Origin of the sequence: Burkholderia sp. ABCPW 11, assembly GCF_001523445.1 — a bacterium.
Taxonomy (GTDB): Bacteria; Pseudomonadota; Gammaproteobacteria; order Burkholderiales; family Burkholderiaceae; genus Burkholderia.
In genome coordinates this window covers 91,517-117,552 of the sequence record NZ_LOVM01000025.1, presented here as the reverse complement: position 1 = coordinate 117,552, position 26,036 = coordinate 91,517, and the positions used below count along the sequence as shown (strand labels likewise).

General features: G+C 67.4%; 25 protein-coding genes. 5 read left to right on the top strand and 20 right to left on the bottom strand.

Annotated features, from left to right (window positions below; genetic code table 11):
* Positions 1 to 24: 24 nt before the first annotated feature.
* The 3 genes from WS61_RS09585 to WS61_RS09575 form a co-directional block, all read right to left on the bottom strand.
* Positions 25 to 852, bottom strand: coding sequence for an arylamine N-acetyltransferase (locus WS61_RS09585; protein ID WP_059500246.1), 828 nt, complete (start codon positions 850 to 852; stop codon positions 25 to 27).
* A gap of 127 nt (positions 853 to 979) precedes the next feature.
* Positions 980 to 1,666: a hypothetical protein gene (locus WS61_RS09580; protein ID WP_059500245.1), complete on the bottom strand. Its 687-nt coding sequence runs from the start codon at positions 1,664 to 1,666 to the stop codon at positions 980 to 982.
* A 358-nt stretch (positions 1,667 to 2,024) separates the two neighbouring features.
* Positions 2,025 to 3,509 carry an amidase gene (locus WS61_RS09575; RefSeq protein ID WP_059500244.1) on the bottom strand — a complete coding sequence of 495 codons (1,485 nt, stop codon included), beginning with the start codon at positions 3,507 to 3,509 and terminating at the stop codon, positions 2,025 to 2,027.
* Positions 3,510 to 3,851: 342 nt separating this feature from the next.
* Here WS61_RS09575 and WS61_RS09570 point away from each other — a divergent pair, with 342 nt between their 5' ends.
* The 4 genes from WS61_RS09570 (at position 3,852) to acnB (ending at position 8,635) form a co-directional block, all read left to right on the top strand.
* Entirely contained in the window at positions 3,852 to 4,286 is a 435-nt protein-coding gene (locus WS61_RS09570; protein ID WP_059500243.1) for a universal stress protein, read from the top strand.
* A 478-nt stretch (positions 4,287 to 4,764) separates the two neighbouring features.
* On the top strand, positions 4,765 to 5,013 hold the full coding sequence (locus tag WS61_RS09565) for a hypothetical protein (protein ID WP_059500242.1): 249 nt from the start codon (positions 4,765 to 4,767) through the stop codon (positions 5,011 to 5,013).
* 124 nt (positions 5,014 to 5,137) lie between these two features.
* Complete coding sequence (locus WS61_RS09560; protein ID WP_059500241.1) at positions 5,138 to 5,611, top strand: nuclear transport factor 2 family protein; 474 nt, start codon at positions 5,138 to 5,140, stop codon at positions 5,609 to 5,611.
* Positions 5,612 to 6,049: 438 nt separating this feature from the next.
* Positions 6,050 to 8,635: a bifunctional aconitate hydratase 2/2-methylisocitrate dehydratase gene (gene acnB, locus WS61_RS09555; protein WP_059500240.1), complete on the top strand. Its 2,586-nt coding sequence runs from the start codon at positions 6,050 to 6,052 to the stop codon at positions 8,633 to 8,635.
* Between the two features lie 161 nt (positions 8,636 to 8,796).
* Here acnB and WS61_RS09550 read toward each other — a convergent pair whose 3' ends face one another.
* The 16 genes from WS61_RS09550 to WS61_RS09475 all read right to left on the bottom strand — a co-directional run bounded on the left by WS61_RS09550 (position 8,797) and on the right by WS61_RS09475 (position 23,456).
* Entirely contained in the window at positions 8,797 to 9,210 is a 414-nt protein-coding gene (locus WS61_RS09550) for a PPC domain-containing DNA-binding protein (RefSeq protein WP_059500239.1), read from the bottom strand.
* Between the two features lie 73 nt (positions 9,211 to 9,283).
* Complete coding sequence (locus tag WS61_RS09545) at positions 9,284 to 9,835, bottom strand: GNAT family N-acetyltransferase (RefSeq protein ID WP_059500238.1); 552 nt, start codon at positions 9,833 to 9,835, stop codon at positions 9,284 to 9,286.
* 170 nt (positions 9,836 to 10,005) lie between these two features.
* Complete coding sequence (locus WS61_RS09540; RefSeq protein WP_059500237.1) at positions 10,006 to 11,406, bottom strand: MFS transporter; 1,401 nt, start codon at positions 11,404 to 11,406, stop codon at positions 10,006 to 10,008.
* Positions 11,407 to 11,443: 37 nt separating this feature from the next.
* Complete coding sequence (locus WS61_RS09535) at positions 11,444 to 12,688, bottom strand: NAD(P)/FAD-dependent oxidoreductase (protein ID WP_059500361.1); 1,245 nt, start codon at positions 12,686 to 12,688, stop codon at positions 11,444 to 11,446.
* Positions 12,688 to 13,647 carry a VOC family protein gene (locus WS61_RS09530; RefSeq protein ID WP_059500236.1) on the bottom strand — a complete coding sequence of 320 codons (960 nt, stop codon included), beginning with the start codon at positions 13,645 to 13,647 and terminating at the stop codon, positions 12,688 to 12,690. The genes WS61_RS09535 and WS61_RS09530 overlap by 1 nt, the downstream gene beginning before the upstream one ends.
* Positions 13,648 to 13,665: 18 nt before the next feature.
* Positions 13,666 to 15,156 carry an aldehyde dehydrogenase gene (locus WS61_RS09525; RefSeq protein WP_059500235.1) on the bottom strand — a complete coding sequence of 497 codons (1,491 nt, stop codon included), beginning with the start codon at positions 15,154 to 15,156 and terminating at the stop codon, positions 13,666 to 13,668.
* 72 nt (positions 15,157 to 15,228) lie between these two features.
* On the bottom strand, positions 15,229 to 16,056 hold the full coding sequence (locus WS61_RS09520) for an aspartate dehydrogenase (protein WP_059500234.1): 828 nt from the start codon (positions 16,054 to 16,056) through the stop codon (positions 15,229 to 15,231).
* Positions 16,049 to 17,716, bottom strand: a complete 1,668-nt coding sequence (locus tag WS61_RS09515; protein WP_059500233.1) for a thiamine pyrophosphate-binding protein — start codon at positions 17,714 to 17,716, stop codon at positions 16,049 to 16,051. Before WS61_RS09515 ends, WS61_RS09520 begins: the two co-directional genes overlap by 8 nt.
* Complete coding sequence (locus WS61_RS09510; RefSeq protein WP_059500232.1) at positions 17,709 to 18,506, bottom strand: SDR family oxidoreductase; 798 nt, start codon at positions 18,504 to 18,506, stop codon at positions 17,709 to 17,711. Before WS61_RS09510 ends, WS61_RS09515 begins: the two co-directional genes overlap by 8 nt.
* Positions 18,503 to 19,360, bottom strand: coding sequence for an IclR family transcriptional regulator (locus WS61_RS09505; protein ID WP_059500231.1), 858 nt, complete (start codon positions 19,358 to 19,360; stop codon positions 18,503 to 18,505). Before WS61_RS09505 ends, WS61_RS09510 begins: the two co-directional genes overlap by 4 nt.
* A 100-nt stretch (positions 19,361 to 19,460) precedes the next feature.
* Positions 19,461 to 20,357, bottom strand: coding sequence for an alpha/beta fold hydrolase (locus WS61_RS09500; protein WP_059500230.1), 897 nt, complete (start codon positions 20,355 to 20,357; stop codon positions 19,461 to 19,463).
* Positions 20,358 to 20,375: 18 nt separating this feature from the next.
* Positions 20,376 to 20,903 carry a cupin domain-containing protein gene (locus tag WS61_RS09495; RefSeq protein ID WP_034204576.1) on the bottom strand — a complete coding sequence of 176 codons (528 nt, stop codon included), beginning with the start codon at positions 20,901 to 20,903 and terminating at the stop codon, positions 20,376 to 20,378.
* A 34-nt stretch (positions 20,904 to 20,937) separates the two neighbouring features.
* On the bottom strand, positions 20,938 to 21,708 hold the full coding sequence (locus WS61_RS09490; protein ID WP_059500229.1) for an SDR family oxidoreductase: 771 nt from the start codon (positions 21,706 to 21,708) through the stop codon (positions 20,938 to 20,940).
* Positions 21,701 to 22,771, bottom strand: a complete 1,071-nt coding sequence (locus tag WS61_RS09485) for an aromatic ring-hydroxylating dioxygenase subunit alpha (protein ID WP_059500228.1) — start codon at positions 22,769 to 22,771, stop codon at positions 21,701 to 21,703. The genes WS61_RS09490 and WS61_RS09485 overlap by 8 nt, the downstream gene beginning before the upstream one ends.
* A gap of 54 nt (positions 22,772 to 22,825) precedes the next feature.
* The gene (locus tag WS61_RS09480; protein WP_059500227.1) at positions 22,826 to 23,137 is read right to left on the bottom strand and encodes a recombinase-like helix-turn-helix domain-containing protein; all 312 of its coding nucleotides are present in this window, start codon (positions 23,135 to 23,137) and stop codon (positions 22,826 to 22,828) included.
* 1 nt (position 23,138) lies between these two features.
* Complete coding sequence (locus WS61_RS09475) at positions 23,139 to 23,456, bottom strand: non-heme iron oxygenase ferredoxin subunit (RefSeq protein WP_006489883.1); 318 nt, start codon at positions 23,454 to 23,456, stop codon at positions 23,139 to 23,141.
* A 435-nt stretch (positions 23,457 to 23,891) separates the two neighbouring features.
* Here WS61_RS09475 and WS61_RS09470 point away from each other — a divergent pair, with 435 nt between their 5' ends.
* Complete coding sequence (locus WS61_RS09470) at positions 23,892 to 24,971, top strand: porin (RefSeq protein ID WP_059500226.1); 1,080 nt, start codon at positions 23,892 to 23,894, stop codon at positions 24,969 to 24,971.
* Between the two features lie 123 nt (positions 24,972 to 25,094).
* Here the strand turns inward: WS61_RS09470 and WS61_RS09465 are convergent, their stop codons facing one another.
* Entirely contained in the window at positions 25,095 to 25,988 is an 894-nt protein-coding gene (locus WS61_RS09465; RefSeq protein ID WP_027780959.1) for an IclR family transcriptional regulator, read from the bottom strand.
* Positions 25,989 to 26,036 lie beyond the last annotated feature (48 nt).

The window sequence follows — 26,036 nt, the reverse complement described above, 5'->3', positions numbered from 1 at the left end:
CGCCGGCGATGTCGTGTATCCGTGTTACGTCGCGCGCGCCGCGAGCCGCGCGAACAGCGCGTCGAGATCGAATCCCGCCGTATCGATGCCGATCGTGTCGCGCAGGCACGCCGCCCAGTCGGCCGCATCGTCGAACGTGACCGTGCGCCCGGCTCCCGCCGCGTCGCGCAGCGTCAGCACGGTGTTGAGCAACGCCGCGCGGCCGTCCGGCAGCACACGGCACGCGATCAGGTCGTTCACGAAGATCGATTCGGGATACGTCGACGTAAACCAGTTCGCGGCTTCGTAATCGATCCACTCGGCCGGCTTCAGCGAGAAGCGGTAGGTCGTCTGCCAGCCGTCGGGGATCTCGAACTGCATGTCGAATTCGCCATCGACCGGTGCATCGATCACGCGAAACGCGCCGTGCGGCGTCAGTTGCCGCTCGCCCGGCACGAAGCGCAGCGGCGCGGTCAGCGTCGCGCTGCCGAAGCCGATGTCCGCGAGCCACGCCGCGCCGTCGAGATCGATGCGCAGCAGCATGTGCGTCTGCGCGGTGACGATCTCGGGCGGCCGCATCCAGCGCACGCGCGCGATCAGCGGCGTCACGCGAAAGCCGATCGTCGTGAGCGCGGTGTAGAACAGCTTGTTGAGTTCGAAGCAGTAGCCGCCGCGGCGGCGTTCGATCACCTTGTCGACGAGCGCGGGCAGGTCGAGCGCGACCCGCGCGCCGGTCAGCGGATTGAGGTTTTCGAACGGGATTGCCTGCGGATGCAGCAGATGCAGCCGGCGCAGCACGTCCAGCGTCGGTTCGGCCGGGCCGTCGTAGCCGATGCGGGAGAAATAGCGCGAGAGGTCGAACGAGTCAGTCATGAACCGGCACCGATGGGAGGAACACGCCACGATAGCATCGCGCGAAATCCCCATGTTGTGCGGGGCCATGGCGCGTCACCGGCGCGCACGATGCCGGCCACAGCATCGCGCACGCCACCGCGCGGCGTTACGGCAGCAGCTTCAGCGCGGACGACGCGACCGACGGCACCGAAATGCCCTGGCTCGTCGCGAACTGCACGGCCTGGCCGAGCGTCGCGGCAAGCGACTGCAACTGGCCCGGCGCGCTTTGCGCGATATACGTCGCGGCCTGCATGTTCTGCGGATTCAGGCCAGATTGCAGCAACGACGCGGCGCTCGTCGAGCCGAGATTGCCGAGCCCCGACTGCAGTTGCGAATACTGCGTGAGGCCCTGCCCCAACGACGCGAGGCCGTTGCTGAACGCCTGCTTGTCGATCGGGCCGTGCGTGGCGCCCCCGCTCGCGAATGCCTGGCCGAGCGCCTGCGACACCGATTGTTGCGCGCCGCCCATCTGCGACAGCGTGGCCGGCGACAGCGCATCGCCGCCGGACAACTGGCTCGCGGCCTGCTGCGCTTGCCCGGCCGCCCCCGTCAGCCCCATCGCCGACGCGAGCGACGACTGGCCGTTCAGCACCTGCTGGTTCGCACCGACATAGGCCTGCAGCAACTGCGCGACACCGCCCTGCGCAGGCGCCGCCTGCTGCTGCCCGCCGCCGAACAGCGACGCGCCGATCGACTGCAGGTCGAGCTGCGCGTGCGCGGCGCCGCTCACCAGGATGCCGAACGCGATGCCTGCCGAGGCCAGATGCCGGCCCGTCGCGCGAATGTGCTTCATGTGTTTCCCTCGTGCCCGAATGGTCGAGGCGATATTGTCGAAGCGCGTCGCGCGCCGCCGCAACGACTGAAACACATCGAAACGAAATCGGGCCGCGCCGCCGCTTGCAATCCGGCGGCCGACAGGACCCGTCGCGCAGATTCCCGTGCGGTTGCCGCGCGATGTCGCACACGTACCGCGATTCTTTCTCCGGTTGCATCAATGGATGCCGGCTTCGACCTGCGCCGGCGACGCGACGCAATGCATCCGCCACGCGCTTCGCGTCGAGCGATGGACAACGAAACGGGCAGCCCGTCGCCGCCCGTTTCGTCGCCCGGCTTACCGGCTGCCTGCCGGCCGCGGTATTACGCTGCCGTTCTTACGCTGCCATCCACGCCGGCACTCGCCGGGCCACCCAGCCGGCCGCCTGCTCGTAGCCGCGCGCAAGCTGCAGCACGGCGAGATCGGCGCGCGGACGACCGATCAGTTGCATCCCCATCGGCAAGCCGGCGTCGTTGAAACCGACCGGCACGTTGATCACCGGGCAGCCGGCCAGCGTCCACGGCACGACCGTTTCCATCCAGCGGTGATAGGTGTCCATCGCGCGGCCCGCGATCTCCTTCGGCCAGCGCTGGTCGACGTCGAACGGGAACACCTGCGCGGTCGGCGCCGCGATGAAGTCGTAACGGTCGAAGAAGCTCAGCGCCGCCTGATGCCACGCGGTCCGTTCGACGCTCGCGTCGAACACCGCCGCGCCCTGCATCGCGAGCAGCCCCTCGACCTCGTAGATCGCCTCGGGCTTCAGCAGCGCGCGCCGCGCCGGGTCGCGATAGTGCGCGAGCAGCCCGCCGCCCGACAACAGGTGCCGGTGCGCGAGCCACAGGCGCCAGATCCGGTCGGGCGCGAACGCCGGCAGCGCCGCATCGACGTCGCAGCCGATCTCGCGCAGCGTCGCCAGCCCGCGCTCGCACTGCGCGAGCACGCCGGCCTCGGTCGCGAGATAGCCGTTCCAGTCGCCGACCCACGCGACGCGCTTGCCGCGCAGGTCCGCGTCGAGCGGCTGCGCGAACGCCGCCGGATCGTCCGCGAGCGACAGCGGATCGTTGCGATCGTAGCCGGCCTGGATTGCGAGCAGTTGCGCGACGTCGCCGACCGTGCGGCCCATCGGCCCTTCGGTGCCGAGCTGCTGCATGAACACGTCGACGCCCGGCCAGCGCGGCACGCGGCCCTGCGACGGACGGAAGCCGTAGATGTTGCAGAACGCGGCCGGATTACGCAGCGAACCGCCGAAATCGCTGCCGTCCGCCACCGGCAGCATCCGCGACGCGAGCGCCGCCGCCGTGCCGCCGCTGCTGCCGCCCGCGCTCTTCGTCAGGTCGTACGGGTTGCGCGTCGCGCCGTAGACCTCGTTGAACGTGTGCGAACCGAGCCCGAACTCGGGCGTATTGGTCTTGCCGATGAAGATCGCGCCGGCCGCGCGCATCCGCGCGACGCCGACGGAGTCGGCCTGCGGCACGTTCTCGCGGAAGATCGGCGAGCCGTAAGTCGTGCGCAGCCCCTTCGTCATCGCCAGATCCTTCGGCGCTTGCGGCATCCCGTGCAGCCAGCCGCGGTACTCGCCGCGCGCCAGCTCCGCATCCTTTTCCGCGGCTTCCGCCAGCAGCGCATCGCGCTCGCGCAGCGCGACGATCGCGTTGACCGCGCCATTCACGCGCTCGATGTGATCGAGATACGCACGCATCGTCTCGACGCACGAAACCGCCTTGCCGCGGATCGCCAACGCAAGCTCGCCGGCCGACAGGCGCACGATCGGATCGACGGAAATGGAAGCGGGAGCGAGAAACTGCGGGGCGCCGTGCGGCATGCGGGTCTCCTGGGATGCGGTATCGGATGGCGCGCCGCCGGGCGGCGGCCGACGCTCTACTCTACGCGACGCGCCCCGGGCGACCTCCGATATTTTGCGGCGCAATTCATTGCGGATCCGACTGAATCGCGCTCGCGGCGAGAGTCCGCACCGACCGGCCGGGGCCGGCGCTACCGCTCGCTGCCGTTTATGCGCATAAACTTAAATTTCTTATATTTTTAATCGGTGCGTCACGGGGCTGCGTGCGTTAACGACATTTTTATGCGGCCGGCCGATCTCTTTAGATCGTTTCGTCCGGCCGCCCGCTACGCTGGAAGCACTTCGTTTCCGGGTTCATCATCCATGCTCAAGCTGCTGGTTCCGGTCGGCCATTCGCCGCGCTCGCTTCAAGCCGTCCGGCACGCGACTTTTCTGTATCGCGAGCGCTGCGCGTCGGAGGTCGTGCTGGTCAACGTGCAGGCACCGCTCGAATCGACGCGGCTCGAGGCCTATCACCCGCTGTCGCGGTTGCGCGCGATCGAGACACGATTCGCGACCGACGATCTCGCGATGGCCGAGCGGCTCCTGCGCGATGCGGACGTGAAATACAGCGTCGTGATGAAGGTCGGGCCGGTGGCCGATACGATCGCGGCCACGGCAGCCGAAACCGGGTGCGACGAGATCGTCGTGGCCGTGCCGGGACGCGATCCGCTGCACGCGTTGATGTCGGTGTTTCGGCGCAGCGTGATGGCCCAGCTGTTGCGGATTTCGAATGTGCCGGTAACGGCGGTGCAATGACGGGAACGGCGCGTCACGCGTGCGCACCGTGCGCACGCGGTCGCGCGCGGCGCTCACTGGATGACCTTGCGCCAGAACACGAAATAGGCGGCTGCCGAAGACGCCAGCAGCAGGATGGCCCACATCGGAGCAAGACTGATCAGGACGGACGAGACGTTCAACATTTGGATTCCTCACTATTTCGACAGCGATCTTCAACACCTGCCTGCTTGCCGGACCCGATGCGTCGACCTTGCATCGCGTTCCGTCAAATCATGCATTCATGCTATCGCTTTGAACGGCCGTGCGACCGCCGCCGCCAGCCCGCACCCTGACATTCGTCAAACTCGCGTGCATTACCCGGCCATCGCACGGCGACGGAAAAACAGGACAGGATCGTCCTGCCTCGCCACCGCTTTCAGCAGACGTTTACCGGGGGAAGCCCCAAGTGCTTCGTCGAACGTGTCCGCGTTACGCTTGAGCAACGAGGAGACGAACCATGAGACGAGCCGTACATATCGCCGTTTTCGCCCTGCTGGCCTATCTCATCGGCGATCGCGCGATCCTGCACGCGCAGGGCCGCGACGCCAGCCCGCTCGCGTGCGAGCAAGGCGCCGCGCAGGTGAGGGCCGATGCGCTCGGTCGCGGCTTCGGCGAAACCGCCGCCGGCAGCCAGAGCGAGGCCTTCATGTCGGGCTGCCTGGTGACGGGACGGAGCGATCAGGCCGTCGCGATGGCCGCCCGCTGACGCGTATCATCCGGCAGCGAGCCGGCTACGCCCGACGTCGCGAGCACGGGCGTCGGTTCACGCTGCCTCCCACTGTCCCGATACGGACGCCACCGTCCACCCTCCCTGCACCGTTAGCCCCGACATGACCGATCCGAACACCGCGTTGATCCAGCGCTTCTACACGGCCTTCCAGCAGCGCGACATCGACGCGATGCTCGCGTGCTATGCCGACGACGTCGTATTCAGCGATCCCGCATTCGGCGAACTGCGCGGCGAACTCGCACACGACATGTGGCGGATGCTGGTCGCGCGGGCGCAGGAATTCTCGCTGACGTTCGGCGAAGTTGCCGCGGACAACCAGGCCGGGCGCGCGAAGTGGAGCGCACACTACCGGTTCGCCGCGACCGGACGGAGAGTGGTCAACCGGATCGATGCGCGATTCCGATTTCGCGACGGACGCATCGTCGAGCATCGCGACCATTTCGACCTGTGGCGCTGGGCGCGTCAGGCGCTCGGGACGAAAGGCGCCCTGCTCGGCTGGACGCCTTTCATGCAGCGCGCGATCCGCGCGCAGGCACGGAAAAATCTCGACGCGTATCGCGCCAAGCACAAGTAAACCGCGCCCCTGCGCTACGGCTTCATCGTCGCATCGATCGGGCCGCTGGCCATGTCGGCAACGCGTCAGTCGTCCGGATGCTCGAGGCCGTTCCGGCGATGCCCGCTTTCATCGGCCTACGGATGCGGGCTCGCGAGCCCGCCGCGCCCCTTGCCGTAGCGGTGCGTGGCGGCTGCGATGTCCGGCCGTCGCTGGCCGGGAGCATCGCACCGTCCCGATAGCAGATCCAGCGCCTTTTCCTGCACCATACGACCGGCAACACGGCCTCGTTCCATGCATTCGTGCCCCTCGTCTTCCGCGCCTCAACTCTTATATAAGACATAAGACATTTGACGTTGCACCCCGTTGAGATTAGAATTCCGCTCAAAGCAGTGCCTGGAATCGCCCCGGAGTGCCGGCAAGGCCTTCCCCTCAAACGCAATATCAGCAGGTCTCCCCATGCTTGAAAACTTTCGTGCTCACGTGGCCGCCCGCGCCGCGCTCGGTATTCCTCCCCTGCCGCTGACGGCTCAGCAGACCGCCGAACTGGTCGAATTGCTGACGAACCCGCCCGCCGGCGAAGAGCAGACGCTGCTCGAGCTGATCACCCATCGCGTGCCCGCGGGCGTCGACGAAGCCGCCCGCGTGAAGGCCGGCTTCCTGGCCGCCGTGGCCAAGGGCGAGACCGCCTGCCCGCTGATCTCGCGTGCGCGCGCCACCGAGCTGCTCGGCACGATGCTCGGCGGCTACAACATCCAGCCGCTGATCGAACTGCTGTCCGACGAAGCCGTCGCCGCAGTGGCCGCCGACGCGCTGAAGAAAACCCTGCTGATGTTCGACCAGTTCCATGACGTGAAGGAACTCGCCGACAAGGGCAACGCGCACGCGAAGTCCGTGCTGCAAAGCTGGGCGGATGCCGAATGGTTCACGAGCCGCCCGGAAGTGCCGGAAAGCCTGACCATCACCGTGTTCAAGGTCACGGGCGAAACCAACACCGACGACCTGTCGCCGGCGCCGGACGCCACCACCCGCCCGGACATCCCGATGCACGCGCTGGCGATGCTGAAGAACGCGCGCCCGGGCATCACGCCGGAAGAAGACGGCAAGCGCGGGCCGGTCAAGTTCATCGAATCGCTGAAGGAAAAGGGCCACCTGGTCGCCTACGTCGGCGACGTGGTCGGCACCGGCTCCTCGCGCAAGTCGGCCACCAACTCGGTGCTGTGGTTCACCGGCGAAGACATCCCGTTCGTCCCGAACAAGCGCTTCGGCGGCGTATGCCTCGGCGGCAAGATCGCCCCGATCTTCTACAACACGATGGAAGACGCCGGCGCGCTGCCGATCGAGCTCGACGTGTCGCAAATGAACATGGGCGACGTGGTCGAACTGCGCCCGTACGAAGGCAAGGCGCTGAAGGACGGCAAGGTCATCGCCGAATTCCAGGTGAAGTCCGACGTGCTGTTCGACGAAGTGCGCGCCGGCGGCCGCATTCCGCTGATCATCGGCCGCGGCCTGACCGCGAAGGCGCGCGAAGCGCTGGGCCTGCCGCCGTCGACGCTGTTCCGCCTGCCGCACCAGCCGGCCGACAGCGGCAAGGGCTTCTCGCTCGCGCAGAAGATGGTCGGCCGCGCATGCGGCCTGCCGGAAGGCCAGGGTGTGCGCCCGGGCACGTACTGCGAACCGAAGATGACCTCGGTGGGCTCGCAGGACACCACGGGCCCGATGACCCGCGACGAACTGAAGGACCTCGCGTGCCTCGGCTTCTCGGCCGATCTCGTGATGCAGTCGTTCTGCCATACCGCCGCGTATCCGAAGCCGGTCGACGTGAAGACGCACCAGACGCTGCCGAACTTCATCAGCACGCGCGGCGGCATCGCGCTGCGCCCGGGCGACGGCGTGATCCACTCGTGGCTGAACCGCATGCTGCTGCCCGACACCGTCGGCACCGGCGGCGATTCGCACACGCGCTTCCCGATCGGCATCAGCTTCCCGGCTGGCTCGGGCCTCGTCGCGTTCGCGGCCGCCACCGGCACGATGCCGCTGGACATGCCGGAATCGGTGCTGGTCCGCTTCAAGGGCAAGATGCAGCCGGGCGTCACGCTGCGCGACCTCGTCAACGCGATTCCGCTGTACGCGATCAAGCAAGGCATGCTGACGGTCGCCAAGCAAGGCAAGAAGAACATCTTCTCGGGCCGCATTCTCGAAATCGAAGGCCTGCCCGACCTGAAGGTCGAGCAAGCGTTCGAGCTGTCGGATGCGTCCGCCGAGCGTTCGGCCGCCGGCTGCACGGTGCGCCTGAACAAGGAACCGATCATCGAGTACCTGAACAGCAACATCACGCTGCTCAAGTGGATGATCGCGCAGGGCTACCAGGATCCGCGCAGCCTGCAGCGCCGCATCGCGGCGATGGAACAGTGGCTGGCCGACCCGCAACTGCTCGCGCCGGATGCCGACGCCGAATACGCGGCCGTCATCGAGATCGACCTTGCCGACATCCACGAGCCGATCGTCGCGTGCCCGAACGATCCGGACGACGTGAAGACGCTGTCCGACGTCGCAGGCGCGAAGATCGACGAAGTGTTCATCGGCTCGTGCATGACCAACATCGGTCACTTCCGTGCCGCGTCGAAGCTGCTGGAAGGCAAGCGCGACATTCCGGTCAAGCTGTGGGTCGCGCCGCCGACCAAGATGGACCAGAAGCAACTGACGGAAGAAGGTCACTACGGCGTGTTCGGCACGGCTGGCGCACGCACCGAAATGCCGGGCTGCTCGCTGTGCATGGGTAACCAGGCACAGGTGCGCGAAGGCGCGACGGTGATGTCGACGTCGACCCGCAATTTCCCGAACCGTCTGGGCAAGAACACGAACGTGTATCTCGGCTCGGCGGAACTGGCGGCGATCTGCTCGCGTCTGGGCAAGATCCCGACCAAGGAAGAGTACATGGCCGACATGGGCGTGCTCACCGCGAACGGCGACAAGATCTACCAGTACATGAACTTCGACCAGATCGAGGACTTCAAGGAAGTGGCCGACACCGTGCAGTTGTAAGCACGCAGTCGGGCTGCGGCGGGTGGTCGACGTCGCAGCGCACCGAAAGGCGCCGCGGGCCGACAGGCCGCGGCGCTTTTTTTCATGGATTGCGTCTTGCGGAATGAGCGGTAACGGGACGCGCTTCGATGACCGGCGATTCTAGCGCCGCGTCGCGACACTCATGCGGCGGCGCCGCCCGGCTCGCGACGAATCGCCAGTTCGTTGAAGCCGGTGCCCGCATCGGGCTCGCGCGAGAAACGATGCGCGGGCAGCAGCGCGAGCAGGATCTCGGCCGTCGTGCGCACCACGCAGCCGGGCGCAACATGGCCGCCCGTCACGCGGCCGTCCGCGTCCGAGACCGACATATGCAGATGCGCGCCGTCCGGCGACACCGAGCCGGCCAGCGTCAGGATTTCGAGGTCGCCGCGCAGCTCGGCCGGCTGGTCGGCGCCGGCGAAGCGCAACTGCGCGACGCTCAGGCTGCCGATGCCCTGGATCACGAAGGCCGCGTGCGATTCCTGCCGATGCAACGCTGCTTCGATGGCGCCGCGCAGATCGTCGCCGGGGGAAAGGCGTAGAGGATGGGCTTGCATGGTCAATACCTGCGTTCGGGCCGTGGATTCGACCAAGGGTACGTTCGGGCGAGAAATCCGGCAAGCCGGCCACTTACGCACCGCGATCGCTCGCCAGCAACCCGTACAGTGCGCTGTCCGACACTTCGTCGCCGACGATCCATCGTTCGCGCAGCAGACCTTCCCGGACGAAACCCAACCGTTCGAGCAACCCCGCCGACGCGACGTTGCGCGGATCGATATCGGCCTCGAGCCGGTTCAGCCGCAGCGTGCCGAACGCATGATCAATCATCGCCGACGCCGCTTCGCGCATGTATCCGCCGCGCCAGAATGCGCGCCGCAGGCAAAAGCCGATCTCGGCGCGCCGGCATTGCGCGTTCGCATGGAACAGCGCGCATTCGCCGAGCGCTTCGCCGGTTTCCCGCAGTTCGAGCACGCAGACCAGGCTCTCCCCGCTCGCGGACGTCTGCACGTTGCGCGCGACGCGCGCCTCGGCCTGCTCGATCTCCGTCATCGGCGAGAACGAGAAGTAGCGCATCGCTTGCGCATCGGACCAGATCTCGAAGAAAGTCGGTGCGTCGGCGTCGCGAAGCGGCCGCAGGACGAGGCGGGAAGTATGCAGCGTGACGGGTTCGAACAGGGGCATGGCGACGGTCTGATGAAAATCGTGACCGTGAATTAGAACACGCGAGCCGTGTGGCAGCCGTGGCGCCCGTTCGCGGCGCCCGACATGAAACGACCGGATCGCCGTGAAATGAAGCGGCCCGGGCAACATCCGCCGGGCCTATGCACATCATCCGTGACTACCGGCCGCGCTTACGCTTCGAGCGCCTCCAGCACCTTCCCCTTCGTCTCGATCCCGACGAAGTGCACGGTCAGCGCCGCGATCAGCGGCACCACGCCGATCAGATAGAACGCCGGCGCGAGGTTCCCGCCGATGATCGCGTGCGGCACGACCATCGGCGCGACGAACGACGCGATCTTCAGCCACGCGCTGCCGAGCCCGCAGCCCGACGCGCGGATGCTCGTCGGATACTGCTCGGGCGTATAGACGTACGCGGTGATGAACCCCGACGCCATCAGCCCGAGCGACAGCGAACAGAAGACCGCGACCACATACACCGACGACGCGTGATAGATGCCGGCGAGCGCCAGCGACAGCGCGCACAGCACGAACGACCACACGATCACCGGCTTGCGGCCGAGCTTGTCGACCAGCAGCGCGGAGGCCAGCGACCCGAGCACGCCCATCACCGAGCCGATCACCGCGAGGTTCAGCGCGAGCTGCAGCGGTGCGTGATAGAAGTTCTTGTAGATCGTCGGCAGCCACGTCGACAGCCCGTACTGGATGAACCCGCAGGTCGCCCACAATGTCGCCACCGCGAGCGTGCGCTTGCGATACGCGGCGCTGAACAGGTCGCTCATCCTGCGCTTCGGATGCTGGCGCACCATCTCGTCGAACGCGGCCGCTTGCGTGACCGGCGGCAGCTCGCCGCGCACCGATCCTTCGAACATGCCGACCGCGCGCCCGGCCTCCGCGAGCCGCCCGCGCGACGCGAGCCAGCGCGGCGATTCCGGCACGAGGCGCGTGAGCACGAGCGACAGGATCACCGGCAGCCCGCCGACGAAATACATGATTTCCCAGCCGAAGCGCGGCACGAGCCACGCGCCGAGCGCCATCGACACGAGCAGGCCGATCGGGAACACGATCTCGTACAGCAGCACGAAGCGGCCGCGGCCATGCGCGCGCGTGATTTCGTTGATGTACGTGGCCGCGACCGGCAACTCGCCGCCGAGCCCGAGCCCCTGCAGGATCCGCAGCAGCACGAACACCTCGAACGTAGGCGCGAAGCCGCACGCGATACTCGTGATGCCGATCACGGCCGAACTCCACGCGATGGCCTTCACGCGGCCATGCTTTTCCGCGAGCGCGGGAAAGAGGAATGCGCCGATCAGCTGGCCGATCGCGCCGGACGCGATCAGCATGCCGATCTGCGTCGGCGACAGCCCCCATTTGTGAATCAGCAGCGGCAGCGTCGCCGCGATCGTGATCACGTCGAAGCCGTCGAAGAACGTCGCGGTGCCGATCAGCACGCGTGCGCGGATCTGCATCGCGTTGGCCGGAAGCCGCTCGAGCCGCGCGATGATCGCGCCGGGCGTGGAGGCGGCAGCTTCCATCGTGGCCCTGCCGGCCACGACGTTGTCGAAAGTGCTCATGCGGGGTGTCTCCTGGGTCTCTTTCCGGTTGGGCCGGTCAGGCAAGCGCTTGGGTCGTGTCTGCCAGGGCTTCCGTATCCACTGCCCGGCCCTGGTTCATCCACTTGCGCGCGAGCTTCAGCTCGCGTGCGTTGTTCACGGCGACGACACCTCTCACATGTCCGTCGCCCACGAAAAACAGCGTCGCACGATGCGCGGCGAGATCGCCGCGCACGACGAGCTGCGCATCGGCCGGCAGATCGCCGAGGATCTGCAGGTTCACGTCGTACTGATCGGACCAGAACCACGGAATCTCCGCGTACGGTACGCGCACGCCGAGCACGGCTTTCGCGGCCGCGATCGCCTGGTTCTGCGCGTTCGCCCACGATTCGAGCCGCACGCGCCGCTTCAGCCAGCCGTTGTGATGGTTCGCGACGTCGCCGCACGCGAAGATCGCGGGGTCGCTGGTCGCGCCGTATTCGTCGACGACGATGCCGTCGTCGACCGCGAGCCCCGCGTCGCTCGCCAGCGACGCATTCAGCGCGAGACCGATGCCGGCCACCGCGAAATCGGCGTCGATCGTCGTGCCGTCGGCGAGCGTCGCGCGTACCTTCGACGCGTCGTCCGGCTGCGGGTCGAGCGACGCGAGCGCCGCGCCCATGCGCACGTCGACGCCGTTCGAACGATGCAGGTCGAGCAGGAAGTCGGACACGATCTGCGGCACCGAACGCCCGCACAGCCGCGGCGCGCCTTCGACCACGACGGCGTCTACGCCGAGCTTGCGCGCGGTCGCCGCGACTTCGAGGCCGATCCAGCCGCCGCCGATCACGAGCACGCGCCGGCTCGCCCGCAGCTTCTCGCCGAGCGCGGCCGCTTCGTCGAGCGTGCGCAGGTAATGCAGGTTCGGCGTGTTGACGAGCGCATCGGGCAAGCGGCGCGACGTGCCGCCGGTCGCAATCACGAGCCGGTCGTATTCGATCTCGCGGCCGCTTTCGGTCCTCACCACGCGCCGCGTGCGGTCGATCGACGCCGCGCGTTCCGGCTGCCATGCCTCGACGTTCAGCGCGTCGAATTCGTCGGGACGCACGACGCGCACGGTCTCGATGTCGGCGTCGCCGGCCAGCACGGCCTTCGACAGCGGCGGGCGCTCGTACGGCAGGTGCGGCTCGTCGGCGATCATCACGAGACGGCCCGCATACCCTTGCGCGCGCAACGTCTTCAACACCCAGCCGGCGGCCTGGCCGCCGCCGATCACGACCACCGTGCCCGGCGCGGGCTGCGCGGGCGTATTCGCTTCGGGCATCATTTGCGCTCCGTCATGAACTTGCCTTCCGGCGCCTTCGCGTTCTTCTGCCGGCGCGTGTTGCCGTCCAGGCCGCCGTCGACCGCCCACTCGGCGAACACGGTCGGCCCCGGTTCGAATTCGCGCGGTTGCCAGTCCGGCGTCAGCACGTCCTCGTCCGCGTAGTACTCGATCAGCCCGCCGGCCGGATTCTGGAAGTACCAGAAGTACGCGGACGACACCGGGTGACGCCCCGGGCCGAGTTGCGTTTCCCAGCCGCAGCGGTCGATGTGCATGCCGCCGCCGAATACTTCGTGGATGTCGCGCACGGTGAATGCGACGTGGTTCAGGCCGCGTTTGCCGTTCGGCAGCGCGAGCAGGAACAGGTCGTGATGGCCGCCGTGCGGCGCGCAGCGCATGAACGCGCCGCGGCCCGGATACCGGTCCGACGTCTCGAAGCCGAGCAACTCGTGATAGAACCTTTCCTGCGCGTCGAGGCAGTTCGTGAAGAACACGACATGTCCGACCTCCACCGGCTCCGCACGCGCATAGATCGGGCTCGGCTGGTCCACGCGCAGCGTCCGGCCCCAAACGTTCGACGGCGAGCCCGCGATGTCGAGTGCGCGTTTGCGCGTGACTTCGACGCGAATCGCCATCCCGTTCGGGTCGATGCAGCCGAGCGCATCGTCCTGCGCGTAATAGCCAGGCTGGCCGGCCAGCTTCGTGCGCAATGCGTCGAGTTCGCCCTGCGTCGCGACGCCCCACGTGACTTCCCGCAGCGTCGGGCCCGCTTCGAACGCGGGCGGCAGCGACGGATCGTCGGCTTTCACGACCAGCACGGTGCAACCGTTCAGCGTCTCGAAGCGTGCACGCGTGTCGTCGTGCGCGACTTCCTTCAACCCCCAGTCGGCGAAAAAGTGCCGGCAGGTGGCGAGGTCGTCGACGCCGTACGTGATCTGCTCGATTCCCAAAATGCTCATTGCGTCATTCCCCTTCGCTCAGTTCGCCCACGGCAGCGGCGCGTCGTTCAAGCCCCAGTAGAGGCTCTTCTGCTGCATGTATTCGCGGATGCCGAGACGCCCCTTCTCGCGCCCCATCCCGCTCTCCTTCCAGCCCGAGAACGGCGTGGAGATCGAGAACAGCTTGTACGTGTTGATCCAGACGGTGCCCGTCTCCAGCGCGCGCGCGATGCGCCACGCGCGCTTGTAGTCGCGGGTCCAGATGCCCGCAGCCAGCCCGAACACACTGTCGTTCGCCTGTGCGATCAACGACGCTTCGTCGTCGAACGGCATCGCGACCAGCACCGGCCCGAAGATTTCCTCCTTGCAGATGCGCGCGCTGTTCGGCAAGCCTTCGAGAATCGTCGGCTGATAGAAGAAGCCGTTCTCGCGCCCGTCGCCCGCCGGCCGCTCGCCGCCGCACAGCAGGCGGCCGCCTTCTTCCAGCCCGAGCGCCACGTAGCGTTCGACCGATTCGCGATGCTTCGCGGTGATCAGCGGGCCCATCTGCGTGTCGGGTCGCGTCGGGTCGCCCACGCGCAGCTTGCGTGCACCGGCCACCAGGCGCTTCATGAATTCGTCGTATATCGCGCGCTGCACGAACAGTCGCGAACCCGCGATGCACGCTTCGCCCGACGAGCTGAAGATGCCGTACAGCACGCCGTTGATCGCGTGGTCGAGATCGGCGTCGTCGCATACGATCGTCGGCGACTTGCCGCCGAGTTCGAGCGACACGGGCATCAGCTTCTCGGCCGCGATGCGCGCGATACCGCGACCCACTTCGGTGCCGCCGGTAAACGACACCTTCTTCACGAGCGGATGACGCACGAGCACGTCGCCGATCACCGAGCCCTTGCCCGGCAGCACGCTCAGCACGCCCTTCGGCACGCCCGCTTCCTCGCAGATGCGCGCCAGCGCGAGCGAGACGAGCGGCGTGACCTCGGCCGGCTTGAGCACCACCGAGTTGCCGCCGGCCAGCGCCGGCGCGAGCTTCTGCGCGTCGGACGCGATCGGCGAATTCCACGGCGTGATCGCTGCGATCACGCCGATCGGCTCGTACACGCTCATCGTCAGGTAGTCGCCGCGCGACGGCGTCAACTCCTCGTCGAGCGTTTCGAGGCAGGCCGCGAAATAGCGGAACGTGTTCGCGGCGCTGGCCACCAGCACGCGCGTCTCGCCGATCGGCTTGCCGTTGTCGCGGCGCTGCAGGTTCGCGAGCGCCTCGTGGCGCTGCATGATGAGATCGGCGATACGGTACAGCACCTGCGCGCGCTGGTGCGGCTTCAGCCCGGCCCAGTCGGCGCGGCGCCATGCGGCGTCGGCCGCCACGACGGCGTCGGCCGCGTCTTCCGCGTTCGCCGTCGATACTTCCATGTTCGGCGACTGGTCGGCCGGATAGATGCTCGTGTAAGGCGCACCGCGGCCGCGCCGCCACTCGCCGCCGATCAGGATGTCGCCGTCGGGTACGAGGCTCGTATCGAAAGGAGTCATGTCACAAGTCCCACAAATCTGTCTCTGCACATCCGCCCTCGCCGTGGCGCGGGCGGACGCTCGATGGTCCGGTCAGATCACGCAGCGGGCCGCGCGGTTGCGCAGCGCACGAATCGCGCTGTACGCCGTCAGCGCGGACGTCTTAGGGTTGTCGGGCAGCGGCTTGCCGCTCATTTCCAGCGACATCTCGCCGAATGCGCCGCGCGCGGTGATCCGGTGCACGTTGCGCGCGACCGCCGGATCGGCGATCAGGCGCACGTGCGTCGCGTCGAGGCCGAGGCCCGCGAGCGCGACCGTCGCCGCGACGTTCGCATTCTTCGGGTACAGCCGCGCGGCGTCGCGCGCGGTGCCTTCGAAGATCACCTTTTCCTCGGTCATCGCGCGCAGATCGCACAGTTCCTCGGCCGGCGTGCCGAGCCAGCCGAGCGGCGGCTTACGGCCGACGTACAGCACTTCGTCGAGGCCGCCCTGCTTCGCGGACGCCAGCGCGTCGATGCCGCCGATCGCGCCGGACAGCAGCGTCACCGTCGTGCCGCCTTCGTCGGCCGCTTGCGACAGCGCGTCGAGCAGCGCGAGATCGGACAGCGCGCCGATCGACGCGACCGCGCAATCGGTGCCGGCCTTCAGCAGCGGCACGACGTGGTCGACGAGCGCGCTGTGGCCCGCGCATTCGAGCGCGAACTCGGGGCGGCGGGCCAGCGCGTCGACCGACGACACGACTTCCACCGCGCCGCCGAGCGCGTCCTGCACCGCCGCGCGCTGGTGTTCCGGCACGATCACGTGCGCGACGCGCAGCGACGCATCGTGCTCGACCGCGTGGTACACGGCCGCGCCGATCGCGCCGAAGCCGATCATCGCGACGTCGACGGGGGCATGCGTCCGCTGTTGCCCGTTACGCATACTGGCGCTCCGTCGGCGCTTCCTTCTTCACCGGCGGGCCCGCGAATGCCGATGCGAACGAGCCGACCGACAGCATGTCGACCTCGACCATCACCGGCCCTTCCTTCGCGAGCCCTTCGCGCACGATCGCGTCGGCCTGGTCGAGCGACGTGATCCGGTAGTGCGTGAGGCCGAAGCTCGCGCAGAACTGCGCGAAATCGGGCTGGTGCAGTTGCACGAAACAGCGGCGGCCGCCGTAGTGCGCGTCCTGGATGTTGCGGATCACGCCATAGCACTGGTCGTTCATCAGCACGATCATCACGTTCGCGTTTTCCTGCACGGCCGTCACGAGCTCGCCGACGTTGACCATCAGGCCGCCGTCGCCGACGAGGCAGACCGTCTTCGCCGCCGCGCCCGCGAGCGCCGCGCCGATGCCCATCTGGATGCCCTGGCCGATGCCGCCGCCGAGTGCATGCACGCCCGAGCGCGGCTCGAAGATCTTCAGCAGGCGGTTGCCCCACGTGCTGTTCGAGATCGTCACGTCGCGCACCCAGTTGTAGTCGCGGCCGACGGCGCCCTGCAGCGTGTCGACGAGCTTCTTGTACGGCCCCAGGCCCTTCGCCACGTCGGCCACTGCCGCCTCGCGGGCCGCCGCGAGATCGGCCGCGAATTGCGGATCGACCGACAGGCGACCTTCGAGGCGATCGGCCAGCTCGGCCAGCACGCGCTTCGAATCGCCATGCACGAACAACGCGTTGCGATAGCCGCGATTGTCGGCGAGCGCATCGGCATCGATGCGGAACAGCGGCTGCGGCAGCGCGAGCTTGTACTTCAGCGTTTCGTTGCCGCGCAGGCGCGAGCCGACCACGACGAGTGCGTCGCAGGTCTTGTAGAACGCTTCGACCGACGCGTGCACGTTGAACGCGCCGAGCGTCGCCGGATGATCCTCGGGCAGCACGCCGCGGCCCTGCACGCTCGTCACGACGCCGAAGCCGAGCTTCACGAGGCGTTCGACTTCCGCACGTGCGTGACGCGCGCCGCCGCCGAGCCACAGCAGCGGGCGGCGCTTGGCCGCGAGGGCGTCGGCGAGCTTCGCGACGCGGGCTTCGTCGTGCTCGCGCACCGCGACGTGCGCGGGGGCGAGATCTTCCGGCCATTCGATCTCGGCCGCCTGGATGTCGATCGGGATCTCGACGGACACGGGGCCCGTAGGCGCGGTCTGCGCGATGCGCACGGCTTCGCGGATCGTCGGCAGCACGGTTTCGACGGTGCGCACGCGGAACGCGGCCTTCGAGATCGAGTCGAGCATCGACAACTGGTCCGGCGCTTCGTGGATGTACGCGAGATCCTGGTCGAGGTACGGCGTCTCGATCTGCCCGGTCACGTGCAGCAGCGCGGTGCCGGCCGTCAGCGCCTCGACCATCGCGCCGGCCGCGTTGCCCGCCGCCGTGCCCGTGCTCGTGAATGCGACGCCGAGGCCGCCCGACACGCGGGCCAGCCCGTCGGCCATGTTCAACGCCCCCGCTTCGCCGCGCGCACCGACATACCGGATGTTGCCGCGCGAGTGGATCGCGTCGAGGATCGGCATGTTGTGGATCGAGATGACACCGAATGCGGTCTTCACGCCGCACTGCTCGAGAAAGGCGGCAATCAGCTCGCCAACCGTGGTTTTTTCAGACATGGCGTGCAAAGCCTCCAGAAACGTCGATATGGCTGCCCGTCGTGTAGGACGACAGATGCGTTGCGAGATAAAAAAGTGCCCAGGCGGCCTCGTCGGGCTTGCCGAAGCGATTCAGCGGAATGTTCTTCTTGCGGGCGAGCGCGCCCGTCCAGTCCTCCCAGCTTTCGCCGGGCTGCGCCTGCGTGTCGTAGCGGCGGCGCCACTGCCCCGACTCGACGATGCCGATCAGGATCGAGTTCACGCGGATCCGCTGCGGCGCCAGCTCGGCTGCGAGCGACTTCACGAGGCTCAGCACGCCGGCACGCGCCGACGACGTCGCGACCATGTGCGGCTCCGGCTGCAACGCGAGCAGCGAATTCACGCAGGTGATCGTCGGCGCCTGCGCGTCGCGCAGCAGCGGCAGGAACGCGCGCGTCGGGCGGATGATGCTGAAGTACTTCAGTTCGAGTTCTTCGCGCCACGCGTCGTCGGTCGTGTCGGCGAAGGTCGATACGCGGCCCTGGCCGGCATTGTTGACGAGCATGTCGGCGCGGCCGAAACGCGCGGACACCGCTTGCGCGAAGCCGGCCACGTCGGTTTCGTCGAGCACGTTGCAGCGCGTGGCCAGCAGTTGCGCATCGGCGTACTTGTCGCGCAGCATCGCCTCGGCGCGTGCGAGGCGGTCGCCGTCGCGGCCGCAAATCGCGACCGACGCGCCCGCCTGCAAGAACCGTTCGGCCGTCGCGAGGCCGATGCCGGACGAACCGCCCGTCACCACCGCCACCTGCCCGGTGAGATCGATCTGAATCATCGGAGTCCTAAAGCCTTGAGAAACGTGTGCTCGTCATCCGAGCGGTAATTGAGCCGACGCGACAATTCCGCCGCCGCGCGCTGCACCTTGTCGATCAGCCCGTCGGCGATCAGCGCCGCGTCGATCTCCGGACGCGGCACCGTCACCGTGATGCACGCGACGATCCGCTGCGTCTCGTTGCGCACCGGCGCCGTGACGACCGAGATCCCGCGCTCGAACGACGAATTGCTGACGCCGTAGCCGCGCAGCGCATCCTCGCGGATCACTTCGTACAATGCATCGACCGTTTCCGGCGTCGCGCTCGTCATCCGGCTCAGCGCGCCTTCCGGATACAGCGCACGCAGCTCCTTCAGCGACAGGTCGCCCATCAGCACGTGGCCATGCGTCGTCGCGTGCGCGGGCAGCCGCGTGCCGACGTTCACGCGGATCGAGCTGAACACCGGCGACTGGCTCTGCGCCTTCGCGACGAACACCACGTCGCGGCCGTCGCGGATCACGATGTGCGTCGTGAAGCCGGTCGCATCGCGCAGGCTCTCGATCACCGGCAGGCCGAGATCGGTCAGCTCCAGCGAGCTCAGATATTCGAAGCCGAGCCGCAGCACGGCGACGCCGAGCCTGTAGTTGCGATCCTTGTCCGCGCGTTCGAGAAAGCCGAGCGATTCGAGCGTCTGCAGCAGACGGAACACCGTCGTGCGCGGAATGCCGAGCCGCTTCGACAACTCGGGCGCGCCGAGCACCGGCTCGCGCGGCGAGAATTCGGCGAGAATGCGCAGCCCGCGCTCGAGGCCCGGCACCACGTAGCTGGCTTCGGCCTTCGCGTTTTCGGATGCGTTTCGTTGCAGCGGTTCGCTCATGATGCCTCCCGCCGGGCCGCCCCAAGCTTAGATGGACATGCTCTCTGGGGATGGGGGGGCTGCGCCCCCCCAAGCGAACGAATGTGAGCGTGGGGGCAATTCATGCCAGCCCCCGCTGCGTATCGCACTGACGGCAGAACGTATCGATCAGCGCCGAATAGGCGGCCGGCGCCTCCACATAACCCGCATGCCCGGCCCGCGGAATCACCTGCAGCCCGACATGCGCGGCCGCGGCAATCCGCTCGCACGCGGCGGGCGGCGTGATCGCGTCGTTCGCACCGACGGCCACGGCCGTGCGGCCGCGGAAGCCGGCGAGATCGGCCGCGAGATCGGCGTTCGCGAGCAGATGCGTGGCCTGCGCATAGCCGGCCGGCACGATGCGCGCCATGTTCCAGCGCACCCATGCCCGTGCCTCCTCGTTCGCGAAACCGGACAGCATGTTGCCGCTGCGCTGCTCGGCGAGCCCGGCCGGGCCGAGTTCCGCAAGCATCGCGAGCCGCGCGTCGCGGCGCGATTCGCGCGTTTCGGCCGGTGCGCTGCCGTAACCGCCCGCGGGCGAGATCAGCAGCAGGCCGGCAATGCGCGCGGGCATCACGCGGGCCAACCCGCCCGCGACGATCGCGCCGAGCGAATGACCGACCAGCACGCAGCGTTCGATGCCGAGTGCCTCGAGCCACGCGTTCAGCGATGCCGCGTAATCGGCGGCGGCCGGCGACGCGCCGTGCACGGGCGTCGACACGCCGTAACCGGGCGCATCCCATGCAAGCACGCGTCGTGACGCGCCGAGCGTGTCGAGCTGGCGGACCCACGACGCGGCGCCCGAGCCGATCCCGTGCAGCAGCACGACGGGCAGCGCGCGGCCCGCATGCTGCGCGCCGGCCTCGCGGTAGCCGATCGTGCCCGCCGCGCCGGCTGCGCAACGCTGTTCGGGAAACTGCCCGAGCAGCGCGGCGAACGCCGCGGTGCGGTCGCGTTCACGTTTGTCGATGACACTCATTGCTTCACCCACTCCGTCTCAACGCTTGATCTTCGCGAGCGGCGAATCGGGCGGATACGTCGGCGTGATCGGCTTCGGCGAACCGAGCATCACGCACATCAGCGCATCTTCCTCGCCGATGTTGATTTCCGTGCGATACACGCCCGGCGGCACCGAGATCAGGTCGCGCTCGCCGAGGATCGCTTCCCACGTCTCGCCGTCGCGCTCGCAGATCACCTTCATCTTGCCGCGCAGCACGAAGAAGATTTCCTCGACGTCGACATGGATGTGGCTCGGCCCGATGTTGCCGGCCGGGATGACCATCGTCGAGAACGTGAAGTTGCCGGCCGGCACCGTGTTGACGTCCTTCGCGACGCCCGTGCCGCCCGTGCCGACATAGCGCATCTGCGCACGGCGGTACTTCGGGTCGTAGTCGGCCTGGAACTTCAGTGCGTCCCAGTCGTAGCGTCGCGTCGCGTAGCGCGCGACGCGCCCTTCCATCCAGTCGTTGAAGCTTGCGCCTTCCGGCTGGTCCCACGACTTGCGTTCGAGATCGGCGTCCGCCATCGTCCTCTCCTTCATTCCGAGTGAAAACTTCGATTCAATTCATTACGAAGCCGCCGTTCACCGGCAGCAGTTGCCCCGTCACGAAGCGCGCGCCGTCCGACAGCAGGAACAGCACGGGGCCCGTCACGTCGTCGGGCACCTGCGTGCGTGCGAGCGCGCGGCCCTGCAGGTAGAACGCGTGGCGTTCCGCCGGCACGTACGCGGTCGCCTCGACTTCGGTCAGCCCCGGCGCGATCGCGTTGACCGTCACGCCGTGCGCGCCGAACTCGCGTGCCTGCGCGTGCGTCATCGCGATCACCGCGCCCTTGCTGGCGACGTACGCGAGCAGCTTCGGCGCCCCCCACAGCGCGGTGTCCGACGCCAGGTTCACGATCGCGCCGCGCCCCGACTGCGCAAGGTGCGGCAACGCCGCATTGCTGACGAGCCACACGCCGCGCACGTTCACGTTCATCACGGCGTCCCACGTCGACACGTCCAGCTCCGTGGACAGCCTGCCGCCCGAGTTCGTGATCGCCGCGTTGTTGATCAGCGCGTCGATACCGCCGAGCGCCGCCGCGCCCTGCGCGACGAAGGCGTCGATGCTGGCCGGGTCGGCGAGATCGAGCGCGAAGAAATGCGCGGTGTGGCCGGCGCGTGCGAGCTGCGCGGCCAGCGCGCGGCCCTCTTCCGCCAGCACGTCGCCGAACGCGACCTGCGCGCCCGCTTCGACCAGCGCCTTCACGAACGCGGCGCCGAGACCGCGCGCGCCGCCCGTGACGAGCACGCGGCGACCGGGCAGCGCCACGACCGGAGCGAACTCAGCCATTCGCCGGCTCCGAAGCGGCGTGTGCCGCGCGATGCGCGTCGAGCGCGGACAGATGCTCCTGCGCCCGCTGGCGCAGCATCCGGCGCACGCGCGTGATGCCGACGTCGTGCTGATACAGGTATTCGTGATCGCGCGCATGCGGCGCGAGGCTTTCGAGAACGTAGCGATCCTGTTCGAGCACGTCCCAGTGCAAGCCTTCGAGACGGTTGCGGTACATGAAACGCCACACGTCGCGCTGCCAGCCGCTGACCTTGCGGGTACGCCAGAAATAGACCTGGCAGTGGTCGCCGTCGACCGGCGTCGCGAAGCCGATGATCCCGAAGTTGCCGCCGGGGCCGAACTTCTGCTTGTACGGAATCGCGAGACGCATCCACAGGCAGCCGGTTTCGCCGAGCTCGACCCAGTCGAAGTTCACGTCGCGCTGGCCGATCTTCTCGAACATCAGGCCCGTATCGGTCTTGCGCACGCGCATGTCGGCCTGCTTGTCGCCTTCGGCCATCGAGTGCGACGTCGCGTGCAGGTACGCGCCGTGCATCGGGTCCATCACGTTGTCGATCGCGTACTGGTAATTGCACTTCCAGTTCGACACGCACAGGAAATGGCCGTACTCGTCGGCCACAAGCTCTTCCGGCAGGTTAAGCGGCGCCGGCTCGCCGTGCGCTTCGTCGCCGAACCACAGGAAGATCGCGCCGGCCTTCTCCTCGACCGGATACGACTTCACGCACTTCGTGCCTTCGAGCGGGCAGTTCGACACGGCCGGCACGCGGTTGACCGTGCCGCCGCCGTCGACTTCGATGCCGTGATACCAGCATGCGATGTTGCCGCCGAGGTTCCAGCCGAGCGACAGGCGTGCGCCGCGGTGCGGGCAGCGATCTTCCAGCGCATGGACTTTTCCTTCGTGATCGCGCCACAGCACGATCTGCTCGGACAGGCGCGTGAGGCCGACGGGTGCGTTCGACACCTGCCAGCTCGGCGCGACGGGATACCAGTAGTTCTTGATGCCGCGGTCGAGATAGTCGCGGACCGGGTCGCGTTGGGCTTCGTATTGTGCGGGGGACGTCATCGATGTGCTCCGGATGCGGTTGTCGTCGGGTCGGCGGTCACGCAGCGCGCGCGCTCATTCCGCCAGCGAGGCCATTTCGGCGCGGAAGCGCTCCGCGGTCCACGCAGTGCCGTCCGGCGCGCGGAAACCGATGCGGTTCAGGCCCGCGACGACATCGTCCAGCTCGGTCGCGCCGCTCTCGAATACGCGTTCGAGCGCATCGCCGAGGTCGTTCTCGTACTGGGTCGGTTCGGCCTTGCGGTTCTGCCAGACCTGGTTCTCGACCTGGCCGGGAATCTCGATCTGCCCCTTGCCCGCGACGTTGTTCGGCTGCGGCGCCAGCCACGGCTTCAGGAAGGGATTGAAGTTGACGGTCGCTTCTTTCATGTCATTCCACCTTGATCTGGATTTCCTCGCCGGCAAGACGCACCGCGTACTGCTTCAGCGCACGTCCGCCCGGCCCCTTCAGGCATTCGCCCGTCTTGATGTCGAACACCGCCTCGTGCAGCGGGCATTCGACCGTGCCTTCGTCGACGAACCCCTGCGTCAGCAGCGCGTACGCATGCGGGCATACGTTCTCGAGCGCATACACGTCGTCGCCGACGCGGTAGATCCCGATTTCCACGCCGTCGGTCCGCTTGAACTCGATCGGCGTGTCTTCCGACAGCGCGCCGGCGTGACCGGCGCAAATCCATTGCTCAGACATCTCGCACCCTTCCTTCTGATCGACTCTCGGTTTGTTCCATATCAGGAACAACAGTTTATGGATGGTGATTATAGGAGCGACCTTCCGCGAGTAAAACAAAAAGCTGCATGTCCTAGGGAAAACACCGACCGGCGGGTCGAAGATCGCCACGGCCTATCTCGTCAAATGTGATTTTTTGTTTTGTTGCGGGGATTTAGGTCCGTTTTTCCGGATTCTCGAACCCATGTTGCAGATCAGCGCCCACCCGATCCGGCCCGATAAATTTATTTTTGACCACCCGTCGGACACCTCTATACTTCATTCCATTAGAGGCACATTGTTCCTTATATGGAACATAAAAATACCCACTCGACGATGAACATGCGCGACGGCCGGCCGTCCCTGCGCAGCCCCGTCACAACACGTTTTCATCAGGTTGGAGAGTCAGGAGACAAAATGGTCAAGCATGCGGTAGCAGCGGCAGTCATCGGAATGGGCGCCGCGTCGGGCGCATGGGCGCAGAGCAGCGTGGTGCTGTACGGCAGCCTGGATGCGGGTGTCGCGTACGTGAACAACGTCGGCGGACACGCGAAGTGGGCGATGATCCAGGGCAATACGCAGCCCGATCGCTGGGGCCTGAAAGGCAAGGAAGATCTCGGCGGCGGGCTGTCGGCGATCTTCCAGCTGGAGAACGGCTTCTATACGAACAACGGCCAGTTCGCGACCGCGAACACGATCTGGAACCGCGCGGCGTTCGTCGGCCTCAGCGCCGAGCGCTACGGCACGCTGACGCTCGGCCGCCAGACGCCGCTGGCGTTCGACTATCTCGATCCGCTCAGCACCGCGTACCTCGCGATGAGCTGGTACGCGTTCCACCCGGGCAACATCGACGGGCTCGCCGCGACCGGCAACGTGCCGTACAACAACGCGATCAAGTACCGTTCGCCGAGCTTCGCGGGCTTCTCGGCCGCGGCGACGCTCGCGCTCGGCAACACGACGAACTTCTCGACCGGCAAATCGGTCGGCGTCGCGCTGAACTATGCGAACGGGCCGTTCAAGGCGTCGGCCGTCTACTCGAACGAGCACGATCGCTCGATCCTGATCGGCCAGACGGGCATCGCGTCGTTCCAGGGGCAGAACACCGCGAACGGCTACCTCGCGAACAAGGTCGAGAACATCGGCGCGGGCGCGTCGTACCAGATCGGCGACTTCCTCGTGCACGGGCTCTACACGCGCGTGAAGATGCAGTCGAACGGGTTTTCCGACACGTTCCAGAGCTACGACGCGGGCGTGAACTACCGCAGCAGCGCGTTCAACACGATCGCGGGCGGCGCGGCGACCACGACGCTGGCCGGTCGCCGCTGGACTCAGGTCGAACTCGGCGACATCTACGCGTTATCGAAGCGCACGCAGTTGTATGCGAACGTGCTTTACGAACACGGTTCGGGTGGCGCAAAAGCCGCGTTCTTCACGGCCGGCGCGTCGAGCACCGCGAACCAGGTGATCGTGCTGACCGGCATCCACCACTCGTTCTGAGCGACGGCGGACGCGCTTGCCCGATGCCGGAAACGAAAAGAGCAGCCCGCGGGCTGCTCTTTTCTCGTTGGCGACGGGTTGCCGGCGAACGGCGCAGCCGCGCGATGCGGCGCGTTCGGTGGATCAGAACATCGCGACCTTGTGGCGCGCATGCGCGAACGTCGGGTCGCTTTCGAGCGGTCGATAGTTCAGCCGTTGCGACAGATCGACCGCCGCGCCGCACACGGCTTCGACGAGCCGCTCCTTCTCGCCGGCGTCGCCGATCTCCGAGCGCGGCACCGTCGCGGTGATCGCCGCGACGATGGAACCCGAGTGATCGCGCACGGGCGCGGTCACGGCCGAAATGCCGCTCTCGAACGCCGCCTCGCTGACCGCGTAGCCGAGCCGTGCGTAATGACGCACGCGTTCGTACAGTTCGTCCACGGTGCCGGGCGTGCGCTCGGTGAACTGTTCGAGTTTCTTCTCCGGATAGAGCTGCCGCAACGCGTCGCGCGTCAGGTCGCCCATCAGCACGTGGCCGTGCACGGTCGCATGCGCGGGCAGGCGCGTGCCGACGTGCACCTTCACCGAACCGAACATCGACGCATTGCTCTGCGCCTTCGCGACGAACACCACGTCACGCTGGTCGCGGATCAGCAGGTGCGTCGACAGGCCGGTGGAATCGCGCAGCCGTTCGAGCACGGGCGCACCGAGATCGGTCAGTTCGAGCGAATTCAGGTATTCGAAGCCGAGCCGCAGCACGCCGACGCCGAGCCGGAAATAACGATCGCCGTTCACGCGTTCGAGAAAACCGAGCGCTTCGAGCGTCTGCAGCAGGCGGAACGTGGTCGTGCGCGGAATGCCGATGCGCTTCGACAGCTCGGGCGCGCCGAGCACCGGCTCGCGCGCGGAGAATTCGGCGAGGATACGCAGCCCGCGTTCGAGGCCGGGCACCAGATACGACGACGCGCCGCCGGACGGCTCGTCGTCGCCGGGCGCTGCCGGATCGGGTGCATCGCTCATCGTTGTCTTGACCATGTGGACATGGACGGAAGGAAGTCGGTCACGAAACAGGTCATGGATCGT

Coding starts and splice junctions, on each gene's coding strand:
- WS61_RS09570 (WP_059500243.1), top strand. CDS start 3,852: ATGCTCAAGCTGCTGGTTCCGGTCGGCCATTCGCCGCGCTCGCTTCAA.
- WS61_RS09545 (WP_059500238.1), bottom strand. CDS start 9,835: ATGCCCCTGTTCGAACCCGTCACGCTGCATACTTCCCGCCTCGTCCTG.
- WS61_RS09530 (WP_059500236.1), bottom strand. CDS start 13,647: ATGAGCATTTTGGGAATCGAGCAGATCACGTACGGCGTCGACGACCTC.
- WS61_RS09525 (WP_059500235.1), bottom strand. CDS start 15,156: ATGACTCCTTTCGATACGAGCCTCGTACCCGACGGCGACATCCTGATC.
- WS61_RS09495 (WP_034204576.1), bottom strand. CDS start 20,903: ATGGCGGACGCCGATCTCGAACGCAAGTCGTGGGACCAGCCGGAAGGC.
- WS61_RS09465 (WP_027780959.1), bottom strand. CDS start 25,988: ATGGTCAAGACAACGATGAGCGATGCACCCGATCCGGCAGCGCCCGGC.
- WS61_RS09515 (WP_059500233.1), bottom strand. CDS start 17,716: ATGTCTGAAAAAACCACGGTTGGCGAGCTGATTGCCGCCTTTCTCGAG.
- WS61_RS09500 (WP_059500230.1), bottom strand. CDS start 20,357: ATGAGTGTCATCGACAAACGTGAACGCGACCGCACCGCGGCGTTCGCC.
- WS61_RS09480 (WP_059500227.1), bottom strand. CDS start 23,137: ATGAAAGAAGCGACCGTCAACTTCAATCCCTTCCTGAAGCCGTGGCTG.
- WS61_RS09540 (WP_059500237.1), bottom strand. CDS start 11,406: ATGAGCACTTTCGACAACGTCGTGGCCGGCAGGGCCACGATGGAAGCT.
- acnB (WP_059500240.1), top strand. CDS start 6,050: ATGCTTGAAAACTTTCGTGCTCACGTGGCCGCCCGCGCCGCGCTCGGT.
- WS61_RS09520 (WP_059500234.1), bottom strand. CDS start 16,056: ATGCGTAACGGGCAACAGCGGACGCATGCCCCCGTCGACGTCGCGATG.
- WS61_RS09585 (WP_059500246.1), bottom strand. CDS start 852: ATGACTGACTCGTTCGACCTCTCGCGCTATTTCTCCCGCATCGGCTAC.
- WS61_RS09485 (WP_059500228.1), bottom strand. CDS start 22,771: ATGACGTCCCCCGCACAATACGAAGCCCAACGCGACCCGGTCCGCGAC.
- WS61_RS09510 (WP_059500232.1), bottom strand. CDS start 18,506: ATGATTCAGATCGATCTCACCGGGCAGGTGGCGGTGGTGACGGGCGGT.
- WS61_RS09565 (WP_059500242.1), top strand. CDS start 4,765: ATGAGACGAGCCGTACATATCGCCGTTTTCGCCCTGCTGGCCTATCTC.
- WS61_RS09470 (WP_059500226.1), top strand. CDS start 23,892: ATGGTCAAGCATGCGGTAGCAGCGGCAGTCATCGGAATGGGCGCCGCG.
- WS61_RS09475 (WP_006489883.1), bottom strand. CDS start 23,456: ATGTCTGAGCAATGGATTTGCGCCGGTCACGCCGGCGCGCTGTCGGAA.
- WS61_RS09550 (WP_059500239.1), bottom strand. CDS start 9,210: ATGCAAGCCCATCCTCTACGCCTTTCCCCCGGCGACGATCTGCGCGGC.
- WS61_RS09505 (WP_059500231.1), bottom strand. CDS start 19,360: ATGAGCGAACCGCTGCAACGAAACGCATCCGAAAACGCGAAGGCCGAA.
- WS61_RS09560 (WP_059500241.1), top strand. CDS start 5,138: ATGACCGATCCGAACACCGCGTTGATCCAGCGCTTCTACACGGCCTTC.
- WS61_RS09575 (WP_059500244.1), bottom strand. CDS start 3,509: ATGCCGCACGGCGCCCCGCAGTTTCTCGCTCCCGCTTCCATTTCCGTC.
- WS61_RS09535 (WP_059500361.1), bottom strand. CDS start 12,688: ATGCCCGAAGCGAATACGCCCGCGCAGCCCGCGCCGGGCACGGTGGTC.
- WS61_RS09490 (WP_059500229.1), bottom strand. CDS start 21,708: ATGGCTGAGTTCGCTCCGGTCGTGGCGCTGCCCGGTCGCCGCGTGCTC.
- WS61_RS09580 (WP_059500245.1), bottom strand. CDS start 1,666: ATGAAGCACATTCGCGCGACGGGCCGGCATCTGGCCTCGGCAGGCATC.